This window comes from Pandoraea communis, from assembly GCF_902459745.1.
GTDB lineage: Bacteria > Pseudomonadota > Gammaproteobacteria > Burkholderiales > Burkholderiaceae > Pandoraea > Pandoraea communis.
On record NZ_CABPSJ010000002.1, the window covers coordinates 505067 to 530672 of the forward strand.

The window sequence follows — 25606 nt, forward strand, 5'->3', positions numbered from 1 at the left end:
CATTATTCAATGCGCACCGATCATCGCCAGATGTTCGGCGACGGGACCGAGTGCAAGTGCCGGGATGTAGGTGAGCGCGCCCACCAGCAGCACCGTGCCGAGCAGCAGCACGACAAACAGCGGGCCATGCGTGGGCAACGTGCCCGACGTGGCGGCAATGCGCTTCTTGCGTGCGAGTGCACCGGCGATCGCCAGCACCGGCACGATCACCCAGAAGCGGCCGAACCACATCGCGATCGCCAGCGTGCTGTTGTAGAACGGCGTGTTGGCCGACAGACCGGCAAATGCGCTGCCGTTGTTGTTCGCTGCCGAGCTATAGGCATAGAGGATTTCCGAGAAGCCGTGTGTGCCGGGGTTTGCAACACCTGCCTGCCCCGCCGCGACGAGCACCGCTAGCGCGGTACCGCACAGCACGAGCAACGGCGTCATGAGCACGGCGACGGCGACCATCTTCATCTCGAACGCCTCGATCTTCTTGCCGAGGTATTCCGGCGTGCGGCCGATCATCAACCCGGCCACGAACACCGCGAGCATCGCGAAGACGAGCATGCCGTACAGACCCGAGCCGACCCCACCGAACACCACCTCACCCAACTGCATCAGCAACATCGGCACCATGCCGCCCAGCGGCGTGAGCGAGTCGTGCATGGCGTTGACGGCACCGCACGACGCGGCCGTCGTTACCGTCGCAAAAATGCCCGACGCGACGATACCGAAGCGTGTCTCCTTGCCTTCCATATTGCCGCCGGCCTGCGTGGCGCTCACTTGCTGGTCGACACCGAGCGTTGTCAAAACCGGATTGCCGGCTTGCTCGGCAGACACCGTAGCGACCGCTGCAATCGAGAAAGCAATCGTCATGGCGGCGAGAATCGCGAGGCCCTGACGACGATCGCCGACCATGCGTCCAAACGTAGTGCACAGCGCCGCCGGGATCAGGAAGATCGCGAGGATCTGCAGGAAATTCGACAGTGGCGTCGGGTTCTCATACGGGTGAGCCGAGTTCGCGTTGAAGAAGCCGCCACCGTTCGTGCCGAGCATCTTGATCGCTTCCTGCGAGGCGACCGGCCCCATCGGCAGCGTTTGCGTCTGCGTCACGGCGGGCGTTGTCACCGGCTTGCCTGCAGCGTCGACCTTCGGCTGACCGTCTGGGCCGAGCACCGGGTTGTCGTAGTGCGTGGCCTGCAGCGTGGCCACGTCCTTATAGGCGTCGAAATTCTGGATCACGCCCTGGCTCATGAAAGCGGCGGCGATAACCACCGACAGCGGCACCAGAATGTAGAGCGTGATGCGAGTCATATCGACCCAGAAATTGCCGATCGTCTGTGCTGTGTGGCGAGCGAAGCCACGAATGAGTGCGATGACCACGGCGATACCCGTGGCGGCCGACATGAAGTTCTGGACGGCCAGACCGAGCATCTGCGTCAGATAACTCATGGTCGATTCGCCGGAGTAGCCTTGCCAGTTCGTGTTTGCCACGAAACTCACGGCCGTGTTCATCGACGAATCGGGCGAGACGGCCCCGAACCCTTGGGGGTTGAGCGGCAGCCAGACTTGCCAGCGTTGCAGCGCGTAGACCGCTAACGCGCCGAGGGCATTGAAGCCGATCAGTGCAAGCGCGTAGGCGCGCCAGTGCATTTCCTTTTCGGGATCGATACCGCAAAGGCGGTACAGCCCGCGTTCCAGCGGCGCGAACCAGCGGTTCACGCGAGATTCGCCGGCGAGTACGTCGGCCATGAAACGACCGAGCGGGCGCGCCAGCACCAGCAGCACGACGAGGAAGATGCCGAGCTGGATCCAGGCGTTGAGTGTCATGCTAAGTCCTCCGGCTTGAACAGCGCGTAGACGAGATAAACGAGCAGCGCGAGCGTGAGTCCGCCGCTCAGCCAGTACATGGCTGTCATTGCTGCCCCCCTACCGACGCGCAGAACGCGACAAAGCCGACGGTCGTGGCAGCGAACACCGCGATGACGCCGAGATATAACCAGTCCATGACAACTCCCTATCGTGTGGCGGCCGGCGTGCCACGGACGCGACGCGCCCTCGCATGCGCATGCCAGCCGTGCAGTGAAAGATACGGATCGACGCGTAAAGACGGGGACAAAAGGGGTAAAGGGCGTGTAAACAACGTGTAAACAAAAAAAGCCCGCCCATATCAATATAGGCGGGCTTGGGGCCGGCAGTGGGGGCGGACGCGGCGGACATCTCATGCCGCCCGCGCCTCAGGGGCGCGTCACTCGGTCACTTGGGACCCCTTATGCCAGACCTCGATCACTTCCTTGCTCGGTTCGAGGTTCAGGTTGACGTTACGCGGGGGGATGGGTTGTTGGAACCACTTGCGCTGAATGCGGCGAATCTCGCCGGAACTGAACACATGTGCGAGCGTCGTGTCGACAAAACGTTTGAATTGCGAATCATCGCGACGCAGCATCAGGGCATTGAGTTCCGTTTCCAGGGGCGCTCCAACAATGGCAAAGTCGCCCGGTTCGCGCGCGGTTGCCCGCAGGCCGGCAAGCAGCACGTCGTCGAGCGCGAAGGCTTTGGCGCGACCGGTTTCGAGGGTCATCATCGATTCGCCGTGATCGCGGGCGGGGATCACGCGGAAGCCGCCCTTCTCGGCTTGAAGACGGGCCAGGCGTTCACCGGTGGAGCCGGCCGACGCCACGAGATTTTGGCCCTTGAGGTCATCCAGTCCCCGGATGTTGTCCTTCTTGTTCACCAGCAGGCGAACCTCTGAAACATAGTAAGGATGACTGAAGCCGACCTGTTCGGCGCGTTCCGGTGTGATCGTATTGGGCGCGCAGTCCAGGTCCACCGTACCGTTCTTCACGAGGGGAATGCGGTTCTGGGGGGTGACGGACATTTCACGCACGCGAAGATTGGGCATATTGAGGGCCGTCTTCACTGCATCGACAACGGCGTAGCAGAGATCCATCGTATAGCCGACGGGCTTGCCCTTATCGTTGACATAGGCGAACGGAATGGCGGCTTCGCGGTAGCCGAGGGTAATAAGGCCTGTGTCGTGGATCTTCTTGAGGGTACCGGTGAGGTCACCGTTCACGGAAGGCAGTGCGACAACCGGGGCGTCAGCTTTGGTGGTTGCAGCGATAGCCGTGGAGACGGCGGCTTGGGCGGCGAGCCAGACGGTGAGGCCCAATGCGGCGCGTTTGGCGACGCCTTTCCAGTTGACTTCCTTGAAACCGTTCACAGCAAATTCCTATCAAATTATCAGCACGATAGGAATTTACAGACATGGTGGATGGAGGGCAAAGAAACCTTAGTCATTAGCTTATGAAAAAGCGAGAGAGAAAGGACAAGAAACGGAGGGAATCGGGAGAGACGGATTGGGGCCCCTTTCTGCAGCGAGTTGGGTTTATGTCTGAGAGGCGGAAAGGGGCCCCGATCCGTCGTTGGGGGGCGATGACGTGTGGTGAGCAAGTTCGGGGGGGGGTGAGTCGAATGTGAACAGCGGCCTAGCTCCCGGGGGGATAGGGGGTGGTCAAAGCGCCGTGTCCTGTGAGGTTAGCGTTGGGGCTGGTATCGAGCCCCTCGCCGGAGGGGGTACCAAAGCGGGCCCCGGCGTTCCAGACTGCGAGCACCTCGGCGGACGGTTGGACATTCAGGCTGTGCCCAAAGGGTGGTACGGCGGTCTGAAACCACTCGCGTTGGAGCTTGGCCATATCGCCGTTGCGGAACAGCGTGGCGAGCGCGGCGTCCACGCGCGCCTTGAAAACCGGGTCATCCTTAGGCAGAACCAGCGCGTAATACTCGGGTTGGTTCGACAGCGGCGGCCCGACGATTTGAAACAGATCCGGCGATTTGCTAGTAGCGCGCAGGCCTTCGAGAAGCACGTCGTCGAGCGCGAGGGCTTGAGCACGATGTTCGCGCAGCATGCGGAACGCGTCGGCATAGTCGCGTGCCAAGAGGAGTTGGAAGCCTGTGCGGACGTGCTGGGCGCGTACGAGCCGCTCGGCCGTCGTTCCTTGCACAACGGCGAGCCGAAGCCCGCGAAGGTCGTCGATGGAGTTGATCCCTGCGCCTTGCCGGACCATGAGGCGAACGTTGGCCGCGTAGTACGGAAGGCTGAAAGCCACCTGCCGCTCACGTGTTGCGGTGACCGTCGACGGGGCGCAATCGATGTCGATGGCATCGCTCTTGATCATCGGCCCGCGCATCTGCTCGATCACTCGCACGGGCGTAACGCGCAGGTCCGGCATTGCCAGCTCGCGCTGCAGCGCGGGGACGATGCGCTGACAGAGCGCCCATGCCAGCCCCATCGGTCGATCCTTTGCGTCGACATACGAAAAAGGGACGGCGGTCTGCCGGTAGCCGAGCACGATGCGTCCACGCTCGCGAATGCGCGCCAGCGTTGGGGCCACGTCCGACGCCACCGTTTGCGTGACGGCACTATCGCGTGATGCTGGCGAATCCGCTGCCGATAGCGGGAGCGCGACAGTGTTGATCCGGGGCAACCCCGGCACCGGCGGCCCTCCGGCGTGCGCCATGACCGGGACGACGACCGCCAACCCGGCCACCGACCTCAGGGCAACATGAAGGAATTTTCTACAGAAGCCCACGACACTGGCCGCAGGCGAAGACAACGGGCAAAGAGGCAGGGACATGATCGGCGTGGGCACAGGGAGGAAAGTGCCCCTACCTTAGCAACGCACGCGCCGCGCCCTCCCCCCGCAAAACGCGTTTTAAGACTTTTCCCTTGGAACAAATTTCAACGATCAGCGTGTCTGCGCCAGCAGCGTTTGCAGCAACTGCTCGTCGTCGTCCAGCGTCGGGGCGGTGTTGTCGAAACGAATCAAGCCGGGGAACGCGGCTGCGGGCGGCAAAATCCGACGTACGCGGTACGCGTCCCAATGCGCGAGCTTATAAGCGTCGTTCGGATTCCCCCGGCTCTCGATGCGCGCCTTCGCGTGAGCCTCGTCGAGATCCACCCAAACGACATGCACCCCGACATCGTCATCGATATCGAGCCACGCGCGGTCGAAGAGCAACCCTTCACGCAACTCACGGGAAAACGGTCCCACCACAAGCACGTTCACGCCGAGGCGCAGATTCTCTCGCGCCGTTTCCAACAGCCCGGCGTACTCCGGTTCGCGCAGCGTCTGCAAATACAGAGGACTGTCGCGATCGTTCGGATTGCCCGTCAGTGCGCCCATCACCGCTGCGCTGTAAGCACCGTAAAGCGTATCTTTATCGAGCAGACAGAACGCTTCCCCGCTACGGGCGATCAGTGGGCGGATCAGCCGTTTGGCGAGCGTCGTCTTGCCTGCCCCCGCGTGACCACAGAAGAAAATGAGGCGCGTCATGATTGCGTCTTGCGCTCGAACATCACGAAATGCTTGCGTACCGGCTCCACCACTTCGAACACCCCTTCAAAACCGGCCGGGATCACACAGGCATCGCCTGGCCCGAATTCCGAGGCGTTACCGTCGAGGTCGCTGATGCGAATACGCCCCTCGATCACCGAAAAATACTCCTGACGATGCGCGCCGAAGGCGATGCGCCACGCGCCGGGCTCGCACGTCCATTCACCACAATCGAACTCGCCCAGCGCGTCGGTGTAGAACGGACGCGTCACGCGTTGCGGATTACCGCTCACGCGGCGGGCTTCAGCAGGATGGTCGAAGACGGCTTCGCCCGCCTGATCGGGAGCGAAGGTAATCAGAGAAGGAGCAGTCATCAGCGTACAGTCCGTATTGAAAAGGATGTGCCTCAGATAATTTGCCTCAGTTAAGCGCCGCGCTCAGCTTGCGCCGCCATGCGGCGACCGTGGCCGGGTCGGTCTCGGATAAGGCCTCGAAAATGGCCAGCATCGATTTACGGCCGGCGTCGTCGCCAAACGCACGGTCGCGCTGAACGATCTCCAGCAGCGTCTGCAATGCGGGCTCGTAGGCGTGATCCGCCAGATAGCGATTCGCGAGGTCGAGCCGTGCCTGCAAGTTATCCGGCGCTGCTGCCACACGCGCCAGCAACGCCTGCGCAGGCGGCAAATGGCTCGCTTGCTCCGCCGCCGCGATACGCGTGTTCAGGGCTGCGATGCGAACGTCGCCGCTGGCCGCTGTGCGCGGGGAAAGCAACGTCAGTTCGGTGCGTGCACTCTCGACGTCGCCCATACCAAGCAGCACGTCGGCCAGATCAAGACGCACGTCGTCATGTGCGGGATCTAGCGCGAGGGCGGCCTGCAACGCGTCGCGTGCGACCTCCGGCTTGCCCTCCTGCAAAGCCTGGCGTGCCACCCGGCGAGCCATCTCCGCCGGATTCGGGACAACGCGATCGATGAACGCGCGCAACTGCCCCTCCGGCAACGCCCCCACAAACTGGTCGACAGGCTCGCCATTGACGAACGCGACCACGGTCGGCAGGCTGCGCACACCGTACTCCGCGCAAAGCTGTGCGTTCTCGTCGGCATTGATCTTCACCAGACGAATGCGGCCCTGCCCTTCGGTCTCCAGCTTCTCCAGCAGTGGGCCGAGCATATTGCATGGGCCGCACCACGGCGCCCAGAAGTCTGCCAGCACAGGCACCTGATGCGAGACGGCCAGCACGTCGGCGTCGAAACTGGCGAGGTTGGTATCGATCATAGGTTCTTATTGAGCATGGTAAATTGCGTCAACAGCGGCCGTCACGCATCGAATATGGCCGCCAGCTTGAAGCATGGTAATCGCAAAACTGGGCAAATCGGTACAGACGCGCGTTAGCGCCCCGGGTTCCCGTCCCGTGTGCGCGCCGTCCCACGACGGGCAGGGAGGCACATGCACTCAGGCCACGGCACAGCAATCTTCTTCACCCAACTCCTTCTGCTGGTACTCGTCGGCCGTCTGCTCGGCGAGGGGATGCAGCGCCTGCGGCAGCCGGCGGTCATGGGCCAGTTGCTCGCCGGTGTGCTGCTTGGCCCGTCTGTCTTCGGCACGCTGATGCCCGCCTGGCAGCATGCCGTCTTCCCCGACTCGGAAGCCCAGAAAAGGATGCTCGACGCGGTCTCCGAGCTAGGTGTGCTGCTGCTTCTGCTATCCACCGGGCTGGAAACCGATCTCGGCCTCGTTCGCCGCATGAAGCGAATGGCCGTCTTCGCCTCCGCAGGCGGCATGCTGATCCCTTTCGCATGCGGGTTCGCACTCGGCTGGCATCTACCCGACAACCTGCTGCCGCACCCCGAGGCGAGGCTCGTCACCTCCCTCTTCCTCGGTACGGCGCTCTCCATTTCGTCGGTCAAAGTCGTGGCGATGGTCATTCGCGAGGTCAACTACCTGCGCCGCAACATCGGTCAGATCATTCTCGCAACCGCCATTCTCGACGACACCACTGGCTGGATCATCATCGCCGCCATTGCCGGTTTGGGCGCAAGCGGCTCGATCGATCTCGGACACCTGTCGTTTAGTCTCGGCGGCACGTTGCTGTTCGTCGTGCTGTGCTTCACCGTGGGCAAACGCGCGGTTGCCGTGGCGATGCGCTGGACGAACGACCGCTTCACGAGCGAGATGCCCGTGCTCAGCGCGATTCTCGTCATCACCTTCGTGCTCGCACTCGCGACCGACAAACTCGGCGTGCATACCGCGCTGGGCGCCTTCATGGCGGGCATCATGATCGGACAGTCGTCCATTCTCACCGATCAGATCGAAGCGCAACTACGCGGGCTCATTGTCGCCCTCTTCGCCCCTGTGTTCTTCGGCGTAGCGGGCCTGTCGGTCGATCTGACGATCTTGTTCGACTGGCGCATGCTTGGACTGGTCGCCGGGCTGATCCTGATCGCCAGCATCGGCAAATTCTCCGGCTGCTTCATCGGCGGACGCCTCGGCGGCATGTCCTCGACTGAAGCACTGGCCCTTGCGACCGGCATGAACGCACGTGGCTCAACCGAAATCATCGTGGCAAGCATCGGGCTGTCGCTCGGCGTCCTCAGCGAGGACCTATTCACCATGATCGTGATCATGGCGCTGGTCACTACGCTCATCATGCCACCGGTGCTGCGACGCGCGCTCGTCCGCATTCCGCTCTCCGAACAGGAAAAGGCACGACTGGAGAAGGAGGCCGCCGAAGAGAAGGACTTCCTGCCGAACGTCGAACGCATTCTGGCCGTCGTGGACGGCAGCGCCAACGGGCGCTTCGCCGCCTGGATCGCCGGATTGACGGCGGGGGTGCGCGGCACGCTCACGACGGTGCTGGCGCCTGCGCCTGCCAGCACCGATGGTGGAAAGACGGCACGCGAGGTGAGCAAGACGGTGGAGAACACGCAGCCGTCTGCCCCCGCCGCAGGAAAACACAAACCGGGCAAGGAACACGAAAGCCGTGATAACGACAAGAACAATGAAGGCCCCGACGACGAAGGCGCGGGACGCGATGCCTACGACATCGCCCTCGCGGCAGCCACGCTGGCGGTCGCGCGTGTGCCCGGCACGCCGGGTGTCGAAAACGACGCGGGCCAGAACCACGCACGCGAGGCTTCCCGACTGGTGATGCGCGAGCGCACGGGCAAGTCTCCGCCAAAGACCCCCGAACTACCGCACGGACCTGTCAAGGAAGGCAAGACCAGGGGTGGCGACGAAAAACGCGTGAGCGAGGTGGCAGAGGAAGGCGATTTCGGCGCGAGCGATCCATCGTACACTGCGCACGAACAAGAGGCGTCTCACCCCGACAGCAGCCACGAAGCCACCCGGATTTCTGACGAAATCGCCAAGGGCTACGACTTCGTCATCGCTGGTTTCGACGCGCCCGGCAAGGAATCGGATTCAGACGTCCCGCCGCTCCCCCTGCCCACGGGTGTCCTTGCGCTCACCAAGGCGTTCGATGGCGCCATCGGCATTGTGCTCGCGCATGGCGACCATATCCGTCACCCCGACGCGCCGCTAAACATCCTCGTACCGGTCTCGGGCACCGATTACTCGAGGCATGCGGCCGAGCTCGCCATCACGTTGGCGCGGGCAGCGAGCGCGCCCGTCACGGCCCTGCACGTCTCAGCGCGCGTCGCGCCGGGCATGCCGCACCAGCGCTGGCGTGCGCGCGCACTGCGTCCGGACGCCGCCGAAGCTGCGATGATGAAAAACCTGCACGCGCTGGCGGAACGTAATGGCGTGAAGCTGAGCACTCGCCTGCTCGCGGGGGGCGAGGTCGACGAAGCCGTGTTGCATCAGATCCATGACGGCGAACACAATCTGCTCGTACTCGGCGTGCAGCCGCGTTTCGGCGACCGCCTCAACTTCGGGGCGATCTCGCACCGGCTGCTGGAGGATCGCCGCTGTTCGGTCATTGTGCTGAGTGCGTGACACGTCGCCCGCGACTGCCCGTGCCCTAATAAAAAACGCCTGCGGCCGATGGCGTCGGCAGCAAGCGCGGGAACGCGGGAAATCGACTTAATTCGCGGACGGCTTGCGCTCAGGCAGCGGAATCCACTCCGTCTCGCCGGGCACGGTACCCATCTGCTGGGCCGTCCAGGCCGCCTTGGCCTGTTCGATACGCTCGCGGCTCGACGACACGAAGTTCCAGAAGATGAAGCGGTCACCGTCGAGCGGGGCGCCACCGAGCAGCATCAGCCGTGCTGGCTTGTCGCCCGCCTCGATGCGCACATCGGCGTGCGGTGCGAGTACGCCCATACGCTGTTCCGGCAATACCTCGTCGTTCACCGTCACCTCGCCCTGCACGGTGTAGACCGCGCGCTCCGCATACTCCGGCGGTAGCACGAACGCCGCGTGAGGCTCCATGTCGACGGCCAGATAAAAGATCGGTGAGAACACCTTCACCGGCGCCTTCTTGCCGAATGCTTCCCCAAGAATCAGACGCATATGCACGCCCGGCAGAAAGATATCCGGCAGCGAGGCCGCTTCGTGATGCGCAAACGAGGGCTCCGTCTCTTCGTCGGCCTGCGGCAGCGCGACCCACGTCTGAATGCCGTGCACGTCGCCGCCGCGCGCCCGCACGTCTTGCGGCGTGCGTTCCGAGTGCACGATGCCGCGTCCTGCCGTCATCCAGTTCACCGCGCCCGGCGTGATGCGCTGGTCGCTGCCAAGACTATCGCGATGCCAGATCTCCCCGTCGAACAGGTAGGTGACGGTCGCCAGTCCGATGTGCGGATGCGGACGCACGTCCATGCCCTGCCCCGGCGCCAGTGTGGCCGGGCCCATGTGATCGAAGAAGATGAACGGCCCGACCGTCTTGAACGGCAGACTGGGCAGACTCCGCTGCACGGTGAAAGCGCCGATATCGCTCAAATGCGGCTTGAGCACGGCGAGAAAGGGACTCGTGGAATCTGTCATGGCGCTGCTCTCCTGCAGTCATGTGGGGCGTTGTGCCCCGATTGTAGAGGACATTGGCGGCCCATTCCATGACACCTGAGCATGATTGCCAGGCGGCGAATCCGGCTTGTGGGCTTGCGTGCATGCTCGATGCGCATCGAACCTATAATGCATGAATCCCGAAACCCATTTCCGTACGCGCGCGTCGTGTGCATGGACTTATGAACAAAGCCTTCGTCAAGGAAGACAGCGGCGACGACGATGACGATCTCGACGCCGGTGCCCCGGAAATTCCGGCAGGCACCAAAAACTACATCACGCCGGCCGGTTATCGTCGCCTGAAGGACGAATTGCTCGATCTCATCGACAATCAGCGGCCCGAAGTCGTGAAAATCGTGTCGTGGGCGGCGTCCAATGGCGACCGCTCGGAAAACGGCGATTACATCTATGGCAAGCGGCGTCTGCGCGAGATCGACCGTCGTATTCGCTTTCTCACGCGACGTCTCGATAATGCCGAGGTTGTCGACACACGCCGTCAGGAAAACGTCGACCAGGTGTTTTTCGGGGCAGAGGTGACCTATGCCGACACCAAGGGCGACGAGCACACGATCATGATCGTCGGCATCGACGAGGTCGATCTCGACCGGGGGCACGTCAGTTGGATTTCACCGATCGCCCGCGCGATCACCAAAGCGAAGATCGGCGACACAGTGCCCCTGCGCACCCCGGCAGGGCTCGAACAGATCGAGATTCTGGACGTACGCTACCCGCCGTCGACGTGATGACGGCGCTCGCAAAGCCTTTCGGGGTCTGAGAATAGCGGTGCAGACTTTGCCGGCGCGCCTCGATTGAGGGCGTGCGCCGGCCGTCTCGTCAGAAGTTGCCGCGTTCGCGCGCCATACGCAAGGCACGCAGTTCTTCATGATGGCGTTCGCTCGGGCGCTCGCGCGCCACCCGCATCACATCCGGATTCACGCGAATACGACGCATCACATTGGCCAGATGCACGCGGTCGCTTACCTGGATGAGGAAGCGCAATGTTGCCGATTCGTCCGGCACCACTTCATCCATGCTGATATGCGCGATGTTGGCATCCGACGCGGTAATGTCGGCCGCCACCCGCGAGAACACGCCGCGGTTGTGATGCACGAGCACCTTGATACCCACATCGAACAAACGCCCTGGCTGCGGTGCCCATGCCACGTCAATCCAGCGGGTCGGGTCCTTGCGATGAATACGGCGTGCGATCGGACAATCGGTGGTATGGATCGCCATCCCCAGACCAATGCCGATATAGCCCATGATGGCGTCGCCTGGAATCGGTCGACAGCAGGCCGAGAACTGCACCGACATGCCTTCCGTGCCCGTGATGAGCACCGGCGGTCCGACATTCTCATCGCCGGTACGCGGCGAATCGGGATCGTCCGGGCTGTCGATATCGTTCTCGCCTTCCTTGCCCGACGAGAGCACGGCAAGACGCTTGGCCAGAACCGCCGCCACCCGACGCCCCAAGCCGATATCGGCGAAGATGTCCTGCCGGTCCTTGTTGCCGGTCCACTGCGCGAGCTTGTCCCAGATCTCCGGCGAAATCTCGCTCATCGTCAGGCCATAGCCCTTGAGCGCCTGCTCCACCAGACGTTCGCCAAGTTGTACCGACTCGGCAAACCGCATCGTCTTGAGGTAATGACGAATGGCCGAGCGCGCCTTGCCCGTGCGCACGAACCCGAGCCAGACCGGGTTTGGCTTCGAATACGGCGCGGTGATGACTTCCACGATGTCGCCATTCTTCAACTCGGTACGAAGCGGCAACAACTCGTTGTTGATCTTGACGGCGACACACTGGTTTCCCAGATCGCTGTGGACCGAATAGGCAAAGTCCAGGGCCGTTGCGCCGCGCGGCAGCGCCATGATGCGCGCCTTGGGCGTGAAGACATAGACGGCGTCCGGGAACAGATCGATCTTGACGTGTTCAAGGAATTCGGTCGAATCGCCGGTCTCGCTCTGAATGTCGAGTAACGACTGTAACCATTGATGCGCATGCTTCTGCACATCGTTCATGTCCGCGCCGCCGTTCTTGTACAGCCAGTGTGCGGCCACGCCCGCTTCCGCAATCTCGTGCATGCGGCGCGTGCGAATCTGGAATTCGATGGGGGTACCGAAGGGGCCGACGAGCGTCGTATGCAACGACTGATAGCCGTTGACCTTCGGAATGGCGATGTAATCCTTGAACTTGCCCGGCACCGGCTTGTAGAGCGCGTGCAACACGCCGAGCGCCAGGTAGCACTGCGCATTCGACTCGACGACGACACGGAAGCCGTAAACGTCGAGCACCTGCGAGAACGACAGTTGCTTCTCCTGCATCTTGTTGTAGATGCTGAAGAGCGTCTTTTCGCGGCCGAAGACGTCGGCGCTCACGCCACCGTCCGTCAGCGCCTTCTCGACGGCGTCGAGGATCTTGCCGACCACTTCGCGCCGGTTGCCGCGCGCGGCCTTCACGGCCTTGTCGAGCACGGCGTAGCGACGCGGATGGTAATTCGCGAAGCTCAGATCCTGCAGCTCGCGATAAGTATTGTTCAGGCCCAGACGGTGCGCGATGGGCGCGTAGATGTCGAGCGTCTCGCGCGCCACACGACGCTGCTTTTCCGTCGACGTGACGCCCAGCGTGCGCATGTTGTGCAGGCGGTCCGCGAGCTTGACGAGAATGACGCGAACGTCGCGCGCCATGGCCAGCAGCATCTTGCGGAAGCTCTCGGCCTGGGCTTCTTCCCGGCTGCGAAACTCCATCTTGTCGAGTTTAGACAGGCCGTCGACCAGTTCCGCGACCTTCGGGCCGAATCGCTCGGCGAGTTCGGCCTTGGTCACGCCCTGGTCTTCCATCACATCGTGCAGCAGCGCCGCCATGATCGATTGTGCATCGAGCTTCCACTCGGCACAGATCTCGGCAACGGCGACGGGATGGGTGATATAGGGTTGTCCGCTCTGGCGATACTGGCCTAGGTGGGCCTCGTCGCTGAACTGGAATGCCTCTTTGATTTGCGCGAGGTCGTTTTCCTTGAGGTACTCCCCAAGCATGCCCTTCAGACGGGCAATCGAAACGACTTCGTGCTTACGCGGCTGCTCAGGCGTTGCCGTCGGACCGAACAGGTGCCGGTACGACTGCTCTAGCAGCGCGTCGATGTACTGCCGCGTGGCGCTTTCGCCCTTCTTTTTCTTGCGTTCGGGCTTGGGCTCCCCCGCTTTGGGTTCATCCGCAGCGATGGACGCGGCCGGTGATTTCGCATGACTCATACGTGTACCTGCATCGTCGAGCGGCCCGGAACGTCACATCGCATCAGTGCAGTCTCCAGATCAGAGCGGCACTTTCTTGAGCATCTCGATGCCCACCTGACCCGCCGCGATTTCGCGCAGCGCGACAACGGTCGGCTTGTCCTTGTTGTTCTCGAGCTTCGGGGTGTGACCTTGCGCGAGTTGACGAGCGCGGTAGGTCGCGGCGAGTGCCAGCTCGAAGCGATTCGGGATTCTTTTCAGACAGTCTTCAACGGTAATACGGGCCATAAGGGGGTTCCTTCTTGATATAAGGCGTATTCTATCGCAGCCGGCGCAGACTCGCGCAAAACGCGAGCGCCGCCGACGAATGCTTGGATATTACTGGTGCTCGTTCAGCGCGTGGATGTCCAGATCGGTGAACAACGTCTTGTGCCGGGCGTACTGCGAAGCGAAGCGCAGACGCACTGCGGTGAAGACCGATTGCAGTTGATCGAGCGCGCGCTGGAATTCGTCATTGATGATGATGAAGTCCGCTTCAGGCGCGTGGGCGATTTCGCCGCCGGCCGCCAGCAGACGTCGTGCAATCACCTTCGGCTCGTCGGTGCCTCGCTTTTTCAGCCGCTCTTCGAGGGCCTCGATGGACGGCGGCAGGATGAAGATCCCGACCGCATTCGAAAAGCGCTTGCGCACCTGCTGCGCACCCTGCCAGTCGATCTCCAGCAAAACGTCGCGACCTTCGCGCATCTGATCTTCGATCCAGACGCGCGACGTGCCGTAATAGTTGCCGTGCACTTCGGCGCTTTCCAGAAACTCGCCACGCTTGCGGCGCTCAAGAAATTGCTCGACCGAAATGAAGTTGTAATGCACACCCTCTTCCTCGTTCGGACGCGGTGCCCGCGTCGTGCACGAGATCGACAAACACACCTCGCTATCTTGCGCGAGCAGTGCGTTGACGAGCGTGGACTTGCCCGCGCCCGAAGGGGCGACCACCATGAACAGGTTGCCGGGATACTCGGCGTGCAAGGCTGAGGGCGGGACTTGCGATTGCGGGGTCATGCGAGTTACTCCAGATTCTGCACTTGCTCTCGCATCTGCTCGATATAGAGCTTCAGCTCCATCGACGCGTCGGCGAGTTCCTTCGAGGCGGCCTTCGAGCCGAGCGTATTCGCTTCGCGATTGAGCTCCTGCATCATGAAGTCCAGCCGTTTGCCGACCAATCCCCCCTTATCGAGGATGTGGCGGGTTTCCTTCAGGTGAGCGTCCAGACGCGTGAGTTCTTCCGCAACGTCGATACGCACGCCGTACATCGTCACTTCCTGACGAATGCGCTCGGCGATTTCGTCCTTACCGGGTGCGGCCGAGCCTTCCGGCAGCACGATACCCAGCGCTTCCTGCAAGCGATCGATGATCTTCTGTTGATGGCGCGCGATCAGCTCCGGCACCTGCGGCTGCAGGACCATGAGAATTCTCTCCATGTTCTCGATGCGCTCGACAAGGCTGGCCTTGAGCTGTGCACCTTCGCGCTTGCGGACATCGACGAGATCGCCAATGGCGGTGCGGCCTGCGTCAATGACGGCATCGCGCAGCGCTTCGGCGGTCACCGACTCTTCGCCGAGCACGCCCGGCCAGCGCAGGATTTCGCCGGTGCGCATGCGTTCCGCGTCCGGGAAAATCGAGAGGACCTGTTTTTCGAGATCGGAGAGTTGCTTGACGGCGTCGAGATTGAGCGCACCGTTCGTGCCGCTCTCGGGACGCTGCACATTGATGCGGATATCGACCTTGCCGCGCGAGAGCTTGGCGGTGAGCGCTTCGCGCAGCACCGGCTCGCACGCACGCGCTTCTTCGGGCATGCGGAATGCCAGATCGAGGAAGCGCGAATTGACCGTGCGCAATTCGACCGACACGCTCGCGCCTGCGGCGCCATCGGCATGCGCAATGTCGCGCGTGACGCTGGCGTAGCCAGTCATACTGTAGATGTTGTTGTCTTTCATCGGGGTGTCCGGTACCACTGCCTCGTGACAGTTCTTCAGCGAGGTGAAGCAGCCATCGGATTCGCATGCATGGATGAAACGCGATTATCGCATTTTCCCGCCCGACGCTCCGGAATCGGCACGCCGCGCCGGGCGGCGGCGCCAAGCTTGACGCGTTTAGCGATACCATTCGGGTATTGCCGCATAAACTCACCTCGCAGGACATTCACTCATGACGCAAATCACCCGCCCGGACGGCCGTGCGCTAGATGCACTGCGCCCCGTGCGCATTACCCGCCAATACACCCGTTACGCCGAAGGTTCGGTGTTGATCGAGTGCGGCGAAACCAAGGTCATCTGCACCGCCAGCGTTGAAGAGAAAGTGCCAGGCTTCCTGCGCGACGCCGGCCAGGGCTGGCTCACCGCCGAGTACGGCATGCTGCCGCGCGCCACGCACACCCGCAGCGATCGGGAAGCGGCACGTGGCAAGCAGAGCGGCCGCACGCAGGAAATCCAGCGCCTGATCGGCCGTTCGCTGCGCGCCGTGTTCGATCTCGAGAAGTTCGGTCCACGCACGATCCAGATCGACTGCGACGTCATTCAGGCGGACGGCGGCACGCGTTGCGCCTCGATCACCGGCGCGTTCGTCGCGGCGCACGACGCCGTCTCGAAGCTCATCGCCGAGGGCAAACTTGCGTCGTCGCCCATACGCGCGCACGTCGCCGCAGTCTCGGTCGGGCTGTATCAGGGCCACCCGGTGCTCGATCTGAATTACGCTGAAGATTCCGCGTGCGATACCGACATGAACGTCATCATGACGAGCGAAGGCGGTTTCGTCGAAATTCAGGGAACGGCCGAAGGCGCGCCGTTCACGCGCGCGCAAAGCAACGTGCTGCTCGATCTGGCCGACACCGGCATCCGTCAATTGATCGACGCCCAGAAGCGCGCACTGGGAGTCTGACGATGACGATGCAGAAGATCGTGCTGGCGTCGAACAACCCAGGCAAGCTGCGCGAATTCGCGTCGTTGTTCGAGCCGCTCGGCATCGAGTTGGTGCCGCAGGGGATGCTTGGCGTTTCCGAAGCCGACGAGCCCCACGTGACCTTCGTCGAAAACGCGCTGGCGAAAGCGCGGCACGCGGCGGCGGCGACCGGCTTGCCCGCACTGGCAGACGACTCCGGCCTGTGTGTGCCGATCCTTGGCGGCGCACCGGGCGTGTATTCCGCCCGTTACGCGGCCCGCGCCGGACGCGAGAAGTCGGATGCTGCAAACAACCGTCATCTGATCGAGCAACTCGCCCCGCATGCCGACACCCCCGGCTACCGCGACGCCTATTACTATGCGGCGCTCGTGCTGGTGCGTCATGCTGCCGATCCGCAGCCAATCATTGCCGAAGGGCGTTGGGATGGCGAGATCATCGACACGCCGCGTGGCGCGCATGGCTTCGGGTACGATCCGCACTTCCTCATCCGCTCGCTGAATCAGACGGCGGCCGAACTCGATCCTGCCGTGAAGAACGCCCACAGCCACCGTGCGCGCGCATTGCGCGTGCTGCTGGAAAAATTGGGCCGGGAGGCGTGAGCGGTATGAATGAGTCCGTGCTGCCCGTGCAGAACTTCCTGCGGCCCGGCAAGATCAGCTTGCCGGCGTTGCCGCCGATGTCGCTGTACGTGCACTTTCCGTGGTGTGTACGTAAGTGTCCGTATTGCGACTTCAACTCGCACGAGTGGCGTGGCGACGGCGGTGCACAGGCATTCCCGGAACAAGCCTATCTCGACGCGCTGCGTCAGGATCTGGAACAGGCATTGCCGCTGGTGTGGGGGCGTCCGGTGCACACGGTCTTCATTGGTGGCGGCACGCCGAGCCTGTTGTCGGCTGCGGGGCTGGACCGTCTGCTGTCGGATCTGCGCGCGCTGCTGCCGCTCGACGCCGACGCCGAAATCACCATGGAGGCGAACCCCGGCACCTTCGAAGCCGACAAGTTCCGCAGCTTCCGTTCGAGTGGCATCAATCGATTGTCCATCGGCATTCAGAGCTTCAACAGCGAGCATCTGAAGGCGCTCGGACGCATTCACGATGGCGACGAGGCCCGTCATGCCATCGAGATCGCGCAGGCGAACTTCGAGAACTTCAACCTCGATCTCATGTTTGCGTTGCCGAACCAAACGTTGGCGCAATGCCAGCAGGATGTGGAGACGGCGTTGTCGTTCTCGCCCCCGCACCTGTCGCTGTATCACCTCACGCTCGAGCCGAACACACAGTTCCACAAATATCCGCCCACGGTGCCCGACGACGATACGGCGGCGGACATGCAGGATTGGATTGCCGAGCGCACGGCGGCGGCGGGTTACGGACATTACGAGGTGTCGGCGTATGCCCAGCCGCATCGTCGCGCGAAGCACAACGTGAACTACTGGGAATTCGGCGACTATCTTGGCATCGGCGCGGGCGCGCACAGCAAGATTTCGTTCCCGCACCGGGTGTTGCGGCAGATCAGGCATAAGCATCCGCAACGGTTCATGGAAGCGGCGGCGGCGGGCAATGCCGTTCAGGATGAGCGCGAGGTCGACGTGCGCGAGTTGCCGTTCGAGTTCATGCTCAACGCGTTGCGGCTGACCGATGGCGTGAAGAGCGAGCTTTTTGCGGACCGCACCGGCTTGCCGATGGCGAAGATTGCCAAGGCGCTGGCGGCGGGTGTCGACAAAGGATTGCTCGTTGACGATCCGCAACGCATTGCCCCGACCGAACTGGGTCAGCGGTTCCTTAACGACCTTCAGGCGATGTTTCTGGAGCGCGATGGGAAGTAACTGTCCGACGCAGCACTCGCCCCTCCCCCGGCGGCGACGCGTGCCCAAGAGAAATGCACCGTCGCGCGGCGCACCTCCCTCTCCAGACTCGCTGGCTTGAGCCGCAGCACGTTGGGATCACCCTAGTGCGGAGCCCATCTCACGCAACGCCTTACGGATGATCTTGCCGGTGACCGTCATCGGCAACTCCGGCAGGAAGACGACTTTGCGTGGATATTCATGCGCCGCGAGACGGGTCTTCACGAAGTCCTGAATCTCCTTGGCTAGTTCGTCGGACGGCGCACACCCTTCGCGAAGCACCACAAACGCCTTCACGATTTCGGTACGAAGCTCGTCGGGCTCTCCGATCACGGCGGCGAACTGCACTGACGGATGCCGGATCAGGCAGTCTTCGATGGGGCCGGGACCAATGCGATAACCGGCGCTGGTGATGACGTCATCCGAGCGGCCGGTGAACGTGATGTAGCCCTGCTCGTCCACAAATCCCGAGTCCCCCGTGAGCAGGTAGTCGCCGCGATACTTCTCCATCGTGGCGTCGGGGTTGTGCCAGTAGCCGAGGAACATGACCGGGTTGGGCCGGGCGATGGCGATGTTGCCGACTGAGCCCACGGGAAGCGGGTTGCCGTCGTCATCGACGATGGTGACATCGTGACCGCGCACGGCGCGTCCGATGGCGCCGGGCAGCGCGGGAAACGCTGCGGCGCATGACGAGACGACCATGTTGCACTCTGTCTGCCCGTAGAACTCGTTGATGTCGACGCCGAGATGCTCGCGTCCCCATGTCAGCAGCTCGGGACCGAGCGACTCGCCGCCGCTGGCGACCGAACGCAGTTGCAGCGGCCAGTGCTCACGTGGTAACGGGACGGTGCGTAGCATCTTGAGCGCCGTCGGCGGGAGGAAAGTGTTGCGCACACCGTGGCGCGCCATCAGATCGAACGCGGCGACGGGATCGAATTTCTCGAAGCGGCGCGAGAGCACCGGCACACCGTGATGCAGGGCTGGCAGCAGCACGTCGAGCAGTCCACCGATCCAGGCCCAGTCGGCGGGCGTCCAGATCAGATCGCCCTCCTGAGGAAACCCGTTGTGCGACGTCTCCACACCCGGCAGATGGCCGAGCAGCACCCGATGCGCATGGAGCGCGCCCTTGGGTTTGCCGGTGGTGCCTGAGGTGTAGATGATGAGCGCGGGGGCGTCGGCGCGGGTCCGCACGGGTTCGAAATGCGTATCGCGCGAGGCGATGGCGGGCCAGAGCGCGAGCAGGCCGTCTTCGGCGACACCCCAGTCCTGATCGTCGGCGACATGATGATGGGCTTCGGGGAGGTCGTCGTGGACGACATAGACGAGGCGCAGGTCTGGGATTTCGGCGCGAATGTCGTCGATTTTTCCGATGCTGGAGAGGTCGGTGACGAGCACAGCGGCGCCGGAGTTTTGCAGGCGATAGGCGAGCGCTTCCGGGCCGAATAGTGTGAAGAGGGGAACGGCGATGGCACCGAGTTTGTAGGCGGCAACGTGAGCGACGAGCGTGGCGGGCGATTGGGGCAGGAAAATGCCGACGCGGTCGCCTGACTTGACGCCGTGGGCGCGCCATTCGTTGGCGAGTTGATTCGAGAGTCGTTTGAGGACGTCAAACGTGAGTCGCACGTGCGAGCCGTCTGCGCTTTCGTGAATGAGCGCGAGGCGGTTGGAGCCATCGGCCCATTTATCGCAGACATCGACGCCGATGTTGTAGAGGGTGGGGATCTGCCAGGAGAAGGTATTGGCAGTCGGGGCATCGGTCGCGCGTTCGCCGCTGGCGTCATTTGACGTCTCTTGGGCGGAATCGCGGGAGGTGTCGGCATCCATGCGGTGTCTCCGGGTCATGTCTGGCCTCGCACGGTAACGCGGGGGGCGTTCACCGCACGTCTTGAAGCATGATGCATGCCGGACGCAGACAAAACAAGGGGGTGATGAGGGAAACGCTAGGATTTGAGCGGGATGCGAGGCGATTTTGACGCAGGAAGGGCTTCACATGACGAGATGAGCGGGTATAATGCCCGCTGCCGTGCGGTACTGGTCTGCGCCGGAATACCGACGCCGATTCTCCCGGACCGCCCGCATCCCAAGCCGTCGCCTCAGACGGCACCCCATGCCGCGACAAGCAGTCGTGCGCAACGCCCCGGAGGCGTGCCAGAGTGGTTTAATGGACTGGTCTTGAAAACCAGCGAAGGGGTAACCCTTCCGTGAGTTCGAATCTCACCGCCTCCGCCAGTTTTCTTAGGTTTTCCCGATAGTAGCTACTGACTTTTGTGAGCGGTGCTCCGCAATTATTTTGGGAGTGCTCCGCAAAACGCGCTGCATTTCGCCCCCCCCTCGCCGGCTCTCATGCGCAACCGTTCCAAGGAATTGGACCACAAGCCGGTCTAGCAGCATACAGAGTTCCGAAGCCCCCCCTCCCAGTTACAAACTACGCCCTAGCGAGGTCGAAGAGGTGTTTGCTCATTGATGGATTCTTAAAGAGCACGGCGAGAAATTTACCGCTGTAGTGCTTTTCGATCCCAGCGACGAGCTTCTCATACACGTCCTCGCAGATCACCTCAAGCTCTGGAACGGCAAGTTTTGAACCAAAGTCTCCGATCGGCTGCATCAGCTTATCAACTCCGTAACGGCTAAACACCGCTGCGGACAAAATCCTATTACCGTGAATCAGTGCCCCCCATGCAGGACCGCTTCGCTTCTGAACACTGCCCTTCTTCCTCTCAATCCATTTCTCAATAATGCGATTCATGAAAACTGCGTTGAATGCTTTGGCACCACTTACACTTGGATTGAAAATCGTCTTATAAGGTGCCTTCGATAAATCCGCAAAAAACCTACCGATCCCCGTCTTGACTTGAACCGCGAGATTTGCGTCACCTGCTGCACATGCAAGAGCGGTTGTCACCTCCACCAACTCGCATGCTGCAGTTACCGAAGCCGCTTCATCAGATCTAACAAACTGATAATCAATCCCTTCAATCGCCATTTCCTGGCGCAACCTTTTCTGCTCAGGATCTTGCGCAACGAAGTCGCGCGGCTCGACTCGATTTTGCAGGTTATTTGTGCGAGTAACTTCGTTTCCAAATCCATCCGGCGCTCCCTTTAAGAGAATGACCCGAATTGGGACACGAACATTCCCCAACTTCGTGTCATCTTCCACTTTGGCAAGTGAACTGACAGTCTGCGCACCATTCACGATCGACGCACCTTTCAACGAGAAAACCCCAGCAGCTCGTGACGCGGCTCCAGCAGGCGCCTTCAATGCCTCATTAGCGACCAACGTTATTCCGTTATTAAAGTACCAGAACTTTTCCGGAGCAGACGAAGCCGTCTGTTTGATTTCGTTATTGACATCGGTACTACCCAAGGAGTGCCGTATATTAAGTGACACAAGCCCCTTTCCATGAGTCCTCCACCACTCTTTCAATTGCAGGCCGTCAACTAGTCCAAAATATGCCGGATACGGCGTTGCGATGTAAGACCACTCAAGAATTGTCGACTCCAACGATACGTTATTGTGAGAAATATCATTTGCCAGGCCACCATATACTTCGCTAAGCCCTACGATTTGACTAGTCGCGATCGCATCGGGATCTTCACCATTCAGATCTTTCAATATCGCAGCGATTACCCCTGCCCCATGCTTTGCAAGCTCACTTGCGCCCGTAGACACTACGACCAAGTGGATTGAGGTCCCTGGATTGCTAAGCCTCAGAGCAATATCAGCGAATTTTGAGTGAAGCCGCGGGTGAAATCCTGTATCGTCCTGCTCCACCAAATCACGTACGCCCTTCGTAAATGCCCCCAAATCTTTAGCCTCTGGCTCTCCAGCCCCCTTGTTGATCCACTTCGATTGCACCAGCACGACCCGCAGATCTGATGGATCGAAATATGCTGCGTCGATACCATTGTCATCCGCCCCATCCCAAACCGACTCCGCCGCCTCCTTTTCCGAGCAACCAGTCTGCAGATAGATAGCGAGAGCGGCAAGGCAGCGACTTAGAATCTTTTGATCACGTTCGGAGTCATTCACTCCAACATCATTAAGATCAAGATGAGGCTCAAACATCGCTCTGATCTTCGATTTTATCTGGCTAACTTTCAAAGACGACATAATTAGTAACTCGCAGATCAAGGTAAATTTTGATAATATCATTTCGGCATGGACTACGACACATGACATATATTATTTCAACCACTGTGCGTAGCACCTGACGCCAGACATCTATACCGACTCGCCCCCGACTCGTTTCGCCCCCTCATCTCGTCGGCTCTACTTTTTCGCCACGACGATTACGCATATAGCGCTCCGTCGTCGTGACACAGGAATGCCCTAATTGCTTTTGCGCAGCCCGGATATCCCCCATATCTTCAGCTTTGTCCGTTCCTGCTTTCGCCCGAAGATCACGAAATTGGTACTTTTTCGGCTCAAAGAGCCCAGCTGCTTGACGAGCCTCAACAAACATTGATTGAATTGACTTGAGGCCAACCCGTCGCCCGCGCTCATTGACAACCAAGAAGAAACTGCGAGGGTTATGGTCGATCTTTTGGTGTGCAATCCTGGCAAGGAGCGCCTTAAGTCTTCCCGACACGCTGATTCGCAGTTTAACTTTTGTCTTCTTCTGCCGGATTATCAGACAACCATCTGAAATGTCGCACTCGCTCATCTGGAGGACATCAGATGGACGCTGGCCAGTTAAGTACGCCAAGTCCATTGCGTCGCGCAAAGGCTGGCGAGCGTATTTGTGAATAAGGCGATATTCGTCATCCTCGATGTACACGTCTCTTGGACGCTCCCGATATCCCTTGATGCCTGCGCACGGGTTCGGCTGATCGGTGTAGCCCCATTCTCTAGCCTTGTTCCAGATGTGCGAGAACAGGGCCTTCTCTCGATTCGCACGCACCTGCCCTTCCGTACCTTTGACTTCCTTTCCGCCAGCGCGCAGGGCGTCTACAGTGCTCCGCACACGCCAGTCCAAATACTGGCGGATATTGATCGGCTTGATCTCGTCAAGTGGAGCTGGCGGGTCGTCAAAGAAGGCATAGAGCTTCGCAAGCATCAGCCGGTCACCCTCACGGGTACTCAACGCCTTCGTCGGCAGAACCTCGCGGACATACCGTTCTGCTACGTAGCGAAACGTCATCAGCCGACGGTGAATCGGCTTCGCGTCAGCTTCCAACTCGGTCCATTTGCGAACAGCTTGTACGAAGTCCGGGCCTAACGGGATTTGCCGCCAGCGTCGTAGTAGTAGAAGACCCGGCCGCTTCTCTGCCTCCGTGCCCGCATTCCCTTCGGCAGGTTCAGATTCACACTCGGCCTAGGCCCCATGCCCGCCCTCCAGCACACGGGGTAGCCGCCCCGACCAGGAGCGGGCTTTCACGCGACTCCAATTGCTTACACTTGCCGACGCGGCGAATGGTCGGGCGACGGTCTTCCGCTCGCGAAAATGACGCCTGTGCTACACTACAAAGTGATCGTCACCAGATTTAATTTGTCGATACAAATCAATCGCTTGCAATAACCACCGCGCCACGAAGGAGAGTACCATGAGCCTGCGAGACAAACTGAAAACATCGCTCCGTAAGCGGAAAGCGGATGTCTTTCTGCGGGCCGACTTCGCGCAAATGGGAAGCGAGGCACAACTTAGCCGCGCGCTGCGGGAGCTGGTTGGCGACGGCACGATCGTCAAATTAGGCGTCGGGGTGTACGCCAAGGCCAAACCTAGTGTCCTGTCCGGCAAACCAATCCCCGTGCGTCCGGTCGAAGTCCTGGCACCGCAGGCGCTCAGGAGGCTTGGCGTTAGGACATACCCGAGCAGAATGGTCGCCGCCTACAACGCTGGTGACACCACTCAGTTGCCAACGAGTGTTGTCATCAATACGGGGAACCGCCGCATCGCCCGCAAGCTCGGGTTTGGCCGGCAAATCATTCGATATGAAAATAATTTCCAAGGATCAACGTGATCTCATCGACGCGTTGATCATAGAGCAGGATCTTGATGGCATTTCCGCCGCAATTCTAGAGAAAGACATTCACGTCAGCGACGCGCTCCGCGCCCTGGCGTCTATAGAACACGAAAGCTTACAGTTGGTATTCTGCGGCGGCACGAGTCTCTCAAAGGCGCATCGCATCATCAAAAGAATGTCGGAAGACATTGATCTGAAGGTAGTGCTTGCGCCGAACCACGGGTTTTCGCAAAACCAACTGAAGAGTCATCTATCTGCTCTCAAACGCAAGATCGCTGACTGCATGATCGGACTCGGATTTTCTGAAATCCCCGAAGAGATGGTGGCACGCAACGCGAACGGATTTTTTGCTAGCGGTTGGCATTACAACCCCCAATACGCGGCTGCCACAAGTCTGCGCCCGCATTTGAAGCTCGAATTCACGACTCGCACGCCCTACTTCGCAACGTCACAGCAAACGCTTGGCTATTTGGCCTACCAGTTGGCAACCCAAGACGCGACGCCTTTCACGATGCAATGTGTAGCCGTGGAGGAAACCCTGGGGGAAAAGGTACTCTCGTTCCTTCGCCGTTTCGCCGAACATCGTGCCGGCGTGCGGGACAACTGGGATGACGCGTTGGTCCGCCATATCTACGATACCTGGTGCATCGTGGCGGCAGACGGAACTGCGGTTGAGCGGGCAACCAAGCATTTCAAAGACCTGGTCGCTTTTGATCAAGGCGAATTTACTCGACACGCTGCATTTTGCGCGAATCCGGCCGAGTGTCTGAGCCAAGCCCTGGAAACGGTCGGCCAGGATAAGCAGACCATTGATGAGTATGCAACCAAGCTGGTCCCGTTGATCTACGGCGACGACCGGCCGTCGTTTGACGCTGCATTTGGTGTGTTCAGGACCGCAGCGCAAACACTGCTCAGCACATTGCCGGCCGTCAAACGCACCTAACGACGCCGAATCCGCTGCTCAAGCCGCTTAACACCATAGGGGACTTCGGTCCCCTTTTTCATTCAGCTCACGGCGCCGGACGATCACACGAATTTCCGAGTGTAGTCACGAGGCAACCCACACTCGTAGATGATGAAGAAGTCGATCACGCGAGACCAGCTCCGAAATTAACGCGCGTCGTCAACCGGCGTCGGAGGGGAAGTGCTCCGCACCACCGAACCGAATCCCCTCAAACTCAGCTCTGCAACGTCTTCGTTCTCGGCCATCTTCGCTGACCCAGCCAGCGTAGTAAAAAGCAATATTGCGGATAATCGCGCAATTCGGTAGTGCCTGGCGGCGCGCTAGTCGAGCATCAGGTGTCTGCGGTATCGCCGCGGGTGGATGTGCACTCATTGGCGT

At 60.9% G+C, this 25606-nt stretch carries 22 protein-coding genes and 1 tRNA gene; 8 read left to right on the plus strand and 15 right to left on the minus strand.

The window, feature by feature from the left end:
* Nucleotides 1-6 precede the first annotated feature (6 nt).
* The 7 genes from kdpA to trxA form a co-directional block, all read right to left on the minus strand.
* The gene (gene kdpA / locus PCO31110_RS08770) at nt 7-1812 is read right to left on the minus strand and encodes a potassium-transporting ATPase subunit KdpA (protein WP_150690178.1); all 1806 of its coding nucleotides are present in this window, start codon (nt 1810-1812) and stop codon (nt 7-9) included.
* Entirely contained in the window at nt 1809-1901 is a 93-nt protein-coding gene (kdpF, locus tag PCO31110_RS08775) for a K(+)-transporting ATPase subunit F (RefSeq protein ID WP_064675054.1), read from the minus strand. Before kdpF ends, kdpA begins: the two co-directional genes overlap by 4 nt.
* 329 nt (nt 1902-2230) lie before the next feature.
* Entirely contained in the window at nt 2231-3205 is a 975-nt protein-coding gene (locus PCO31110_RS08780) for an amino acid ABC transporter substrate-binding protein (protein WP_010806574.1), read from the minus strand.
* A gap of 265 nt (nt 3206-3470) precedes the next feature.
* A complete protein-coding gene (locus tag PCO31110_RS08785; RefSeq protein WP_174979417.1) occupies nt 3471-4376 on the minus strand; it encodes an amino acid ABC transporter substrate-binding protein in 906 nt (301 codons plus the stop codon).
* A gap of 354 nt (nt 4377-4730) precedes the next feature.
* Nucleotides 4731-5318 carry a P-loop nucleotide/nucleoside kinase family protein gene (locus PCO31110_RS08790; protein ID WP_010804288.1) on the minus strand — a complete coding sequence of 196 codons (588 nt, stop codon included), beginning with the start codon at nt 5316-5318 and terminating at the stop codon, nt 4731-4733.
* Complete coding sequence (locus PCO31110_RS08795; protein WP_010804289.1) at nt 5315-5692, minus strand: cupin domain-containing protein; 378 nt, start codon at nt 5690-5692, stop codon at nt 5315-5317. The genes PCO31110_RS08790 and PCO31110_RS08795 overlap by 4 nt, the downstream gene beginning before the upstream one ends.
* A gap of 46 nt (nt 5693-5738) precedes the next feature.
* Nucleotides 5739-6590 (minus strand): thioredoxin, encoded by an 852-nt coding sequence (trxA, locus tag PCO31110_RS08800; protein ID WP_150690413.1) that lies wholly within the window; start codon nt 6588-6590, stop codon nt 5739-5741.
* A 174-nt stretch (nt 6591-6764) separates the two neighbouring features.
* Here trxA and PCO31110_RS08805 point away from each other — a divergent pair, with 174 nt between their 5' ends.
* Complete coding sequence (locus PCO31110_RS08805) at nt 6765-9272, plus strand: cation:proton antiporter domain-containing protein (RefSeq protein WP_150690180.1); 2508 nt, start codon at nt 6765-6767, stop codon at nt 9270-9272.
* An 87-nt stretch (nt 9273-9359) separates the two neighbouring features.
* Here the strand turns inward: PCO31110_RS08805 and PCO31110_RS08810 are convergent, their stop codons facing one another.
* On the minus strand, nt 9360-10259 hold the full coding sequence (locus tag PCO31110_RS08810; protein ID WP_150690181.1) for a pirin family protein: 900 nt from the start codon (nt 10257-10259) through the stop codon (nt 9360-9362).
* A 200-nt stretch (nt 10260-10459) separates the two neighbouring features.
* Between PCO31110_RS08810 and greB the strand changes: the two genes are divergently transcribed.
* Nucleotides 10460-11020: a transcription elongation factor GreB gene (greB, locus tag PCO31110_RS08815; protein WP_010804292.1), complete on the plus strand. Its 561-nt coding sequence runs from the start codon at nt 10460-10462 to the stop codon at nt 11018-11020.
* 91 nt (nt 11021-11111) lie between these two features.
* Here greB and PCO31110_RS08820 read toward each other — a convergent pair whose 3' ends face one another.
* From PCO31110_RS08820 to PCO31110_RS08835, 4 genes are all read right to left on the minus strand, one after another.
* Nucleotides 11112-13526, minus strand: a complete 2415-nt coding sequence (locus tag PCO31110_RS08820; protein WP_010804293.1) for a RelA/SpoT family protein — start codon at nt 13524-13526, stop codon at nt 11112-11114.
* A gap of 60 nt (nt 13527-13586) precedes the next feature.
* The gene (rpoZ, locus tag PCO31110_RS08825; protein WP_010804294.1) at nt 13587-13793 is read right to left on the minus strand and encodes a DNA-directed RNA polymerase subunit omega; all 207 of its coding nucleotides are present in this window, start codon (nt 13791-13793) and stop codon (nt 13587-13589) included.
* Between the two features lie 90 nt (nt 13794-13883).
* A complete protein-coding gene (gmk, locus tag PCO31110_RS08830) occupies nt 13884-14561 on the minus strand; it encodes a guanylate kinase (protein WP_010804295.1) in 678 nt (225 codons plus the stop codon).
* A gap of 5 nt (nt 14562-14566) precedes the next feature.
* Nucleotides 14567-15496 (minus strand): YicC/YloC family endoribonuclease, encoded by a 930-nt coding sequence (locus PCO31110_RS08835; RefSeq protein WP_174979420.1) that lies wholly within the window; start codon nt 15494-15496, stop codon nt 14567-14569.
* A gap of 211 nt (nt 15497-15707) precedes the next feature.
* Between PCO31110_RS08835 and rph the strand changes: the two genes are divergently transcribed.
* Genes rph through hemW form a run of 3 tightly spaced genes read left to right on the plus strand, consistent with a single transcriptional unit; the run spans nt 15708 to nt 18282 of the window.
* Nucleotides 15708-16436, plus strand: coding sequence for a ribonuclease PH (gene rph / locus PCO31110_RS08840; RefSeq protein ID WP_150690182.1), 729 nt, complete (start codon nt 15708-15710; stop codon nt 16434-16436).
* 2 nt (nt 16437-16438) lie between these two features.
* Complete coding sequence (gene rdgB / locus PCO31110_RS08845) at nt 16439-17056, plus strand: RdgB/HAM1 family non-canonical purine NTP pyrophosphatase (protein ID WP_150583939.1); 618 nt, start codon at nt 16439-16441, stop codon at nt 17054-17056.
* 5 nt (nt 17057-17061) lie between these two features.
* Nucleotides 17062-18282 (plus strand): radical SAM family heme chaperone HemW, encoded by a 1221-nt coding sequence (gene hemW, locus PCO31110_RS08850; protein WP_150690183.1) that lies wholly within the window; start codon nt 17062-17064, stop codon nt 18280-18282.
* A 117-nt stretch (nt 18283-18399) separates the two neighbouring features.
* On the opposite strand, the gene PCO31110_RS08855 is transcribed toward hemW, so the two are convergent.
* Nucleotides 18400-20124 carry an acyl-CoA synthetase gene (locus PCO31110_RS08855; protein ID WP_246189781.1) on the minus strand — a complete coding sequence of 575 codons (1725 nt, stop codon included), beginning with the start codon at nt 20122-20124 and terminating at the stop codon, nt 18400-18402.
* Nucleotides 20125-20439: 315 nt separating this feature from the next.
* On the opposite strand from PCO31110_RS08855, the gene PCO31110_RS08860 reads away from it, so the two are divergent.
* Nucleotides 20440-20529: transfer RNA gene (locus PCO31110_RS08860), tRNA-Ser, on the plus strand.
* Nucleotides 20530-20725: 196 nt separating this feature from the next.
* Here PCO31110_RS08860 and PCO31110_RS08865 read toward each other — a convergent pair.
* Together PCO31110_RS08865 and PCO31110_RS08870 are read right to left on the minus strand one after the other, a co-directional pair.
* Nucleotides 20726-22480 (minus strand): AIPR family protein, encoded by a 1755-nt coding sequence (locus PCO31110_RS08865; protein WP_217427272.1) that lies wholly within the window; start codon nt 22478-22480, stop codon nt 20726-20728.
* A 76-nt stretch (nt 22481-22556) separates the two neighbouring features.
* Entirely contained in the window at nt 22557-23477 is a 921-nt protein-coding gene (locus PCO31110_RS08870) for a tyrosine-type recombinase/integrase (RefSeq protein WP_246189782.1), read from the minus strand.
* Between the two features lie 367 nt (nt 23478-23844).
* Between PCO31110_RS08870 and PCO31110_RS08875 the strand changes: the two genes are divergently transcribed.
* Entirely contained in the window at nt 23845-24261 is a 417-nt protein-coding gene (locus PCO31110_RS08875; RefSeq protein ID WP_150690184.1) for a DUF6088 family protein, read from the plus strand.
* Nucleotides 24233-25207 carry a nucleotidyl transferase AbiEii/AbiGii toxin family protein gene (locus PCO31110_RS08880; RefSeq protein ID WP_150690185.1) on the plus strand — a complete coding sequence of 325 codons (975 nt, stop codon included), beginning with the start codon at nt 24233-24235 and terminating at the stop codon, nt 25205-25207. Before PCO31110_RS08875 ends, PCO31110_RS08880 begins: the two co-directional genes overlap by 29 nt.
* Nucleotides 25208-25606 lie beyond the last annotated feature (399 nt).

Bases quoted from the DNA above. Each gene is read 5' to 3' on its own strand.
- PCO31110_RS08795 (WP_010804289.1), bottom strand. From the start codon at position 5,692: ATGACTGCTCCTTCTCTGATTACCTTCGCTCCCGATCAGGCGGGCGAA.
- greB (WP_010804292.1), top strand. From the start codon at position 10,460: ATGAACAAAGCCTTCGTCAAGGAAGACAGCGGCGACGACGATGACGAT.
- PCO31110_RS08865 (WP_217427272.1), bottom strand. From the start codon at position 22,480: ATGTCATGTGTCGTAGTCCATGCCGAAATGATATTATCAAAATTTACC.
- PCO31110_RS08880 (WP_150690185.1), top strand. From the start codon at position 24,233: ATGAAAATAATTTCCAAGGATCAACGTGATCTCATCGACGCGTTGATC.
- rdgB (WP_150583939.1), top strand. From the start codon at position 16,439: ATGACGATGCAGAAGATCGTGCTGGCGTCGAACAACCCAGGCAAGCTG.
- PCO31110_RS08810 (WP_150690181.1), bottom strand. From the start codon at position 10,259: ATGACAGATTCCACGAGTCCCTTTCTCGCCGTGCTCAAGCCGCATTTG.
- rph (WP_150690182.1), top strand. From the start codon at position 15,708: ATGACGCAAATCACCCGCCCGGACGGCCGTGCGCTAGATGCACTGCGC.
- PCO31110_RS08855 (WP_246189781.1), bottom strand. From the start codon at position 20,124: ATGGATGCCGACACCTCCCGCGATTCCGCCCAAGAGACGTCAAATGAC.
- gmk (WP_010804295.1), bottom strand. From the start codon at position 14,561: ATGACCCCGCAATCGCAAGTCCCGCCCTCAGCCTTGCACGCCGAGTAT.
- rpoZ (WP_010804294.1), bottom strand. From the start codon at position 13,793: ATGGCCCGTATTACCGTTGAAGACTGTCTGAAAAGAATCCCGAATCGC.
- PCO31110_RS08820 (WP_010804293.1), bottom strand. From the start codon at position 13,526: ATGAGTCATGCGAAATCACCGGCCGCGTCCATCGCTGCGGATGAACCC.
- PCO31110_RS08875 (WP_150690184.1), top strand. From the start codon at position 23,845: ATGAGCCTGCGAGACAAACTGAAAACATCGCTCCGTAAGCGGAAAGCG.
- PCO31110_RS08790 (WP_010804288.1), bottom strand. From the start codon at position 5,318: ATGACGCGCCTCATTTTCTTCTGTGGTCACGCGGGGGCAGGCAAGACG.
- PCO31110_RS08835 (WP_174979420.1), bottom strand. From the start codon at position 15,496: ATGAAAGACAACAACATCTACAGTATGACTGGCTACGCCAGCGTCACG.
- PCO31110_RS08805 (WP_150690180.1), top strand. From the start codon at position 6,765: ATGCACTCAGGCCACGGCACAGCAATCTTCTTCACCCAACTCCTTCTG.
- hemW (WP_150690183.1), top strand. From the start codon at position 17,062: ATGAATGAGTCCGTGCTGCCCGTGCAGAACTTCCTGCGGCCCGGCAAG.
- kdpA (WP_150690178.1), bottom strand. From the start codon at position 1,812: ATGACACTCAACGCCTGGATCCAGCTCGGCATCTTCCTCGTCGTGCTG.
- kdpF (WP_064675054.1), bottom strand. From the start codon at position 1,901: ATGACAGCCATGTACTGGCTGAGCGGCGGACTCACGCTCGCGCTGCTC.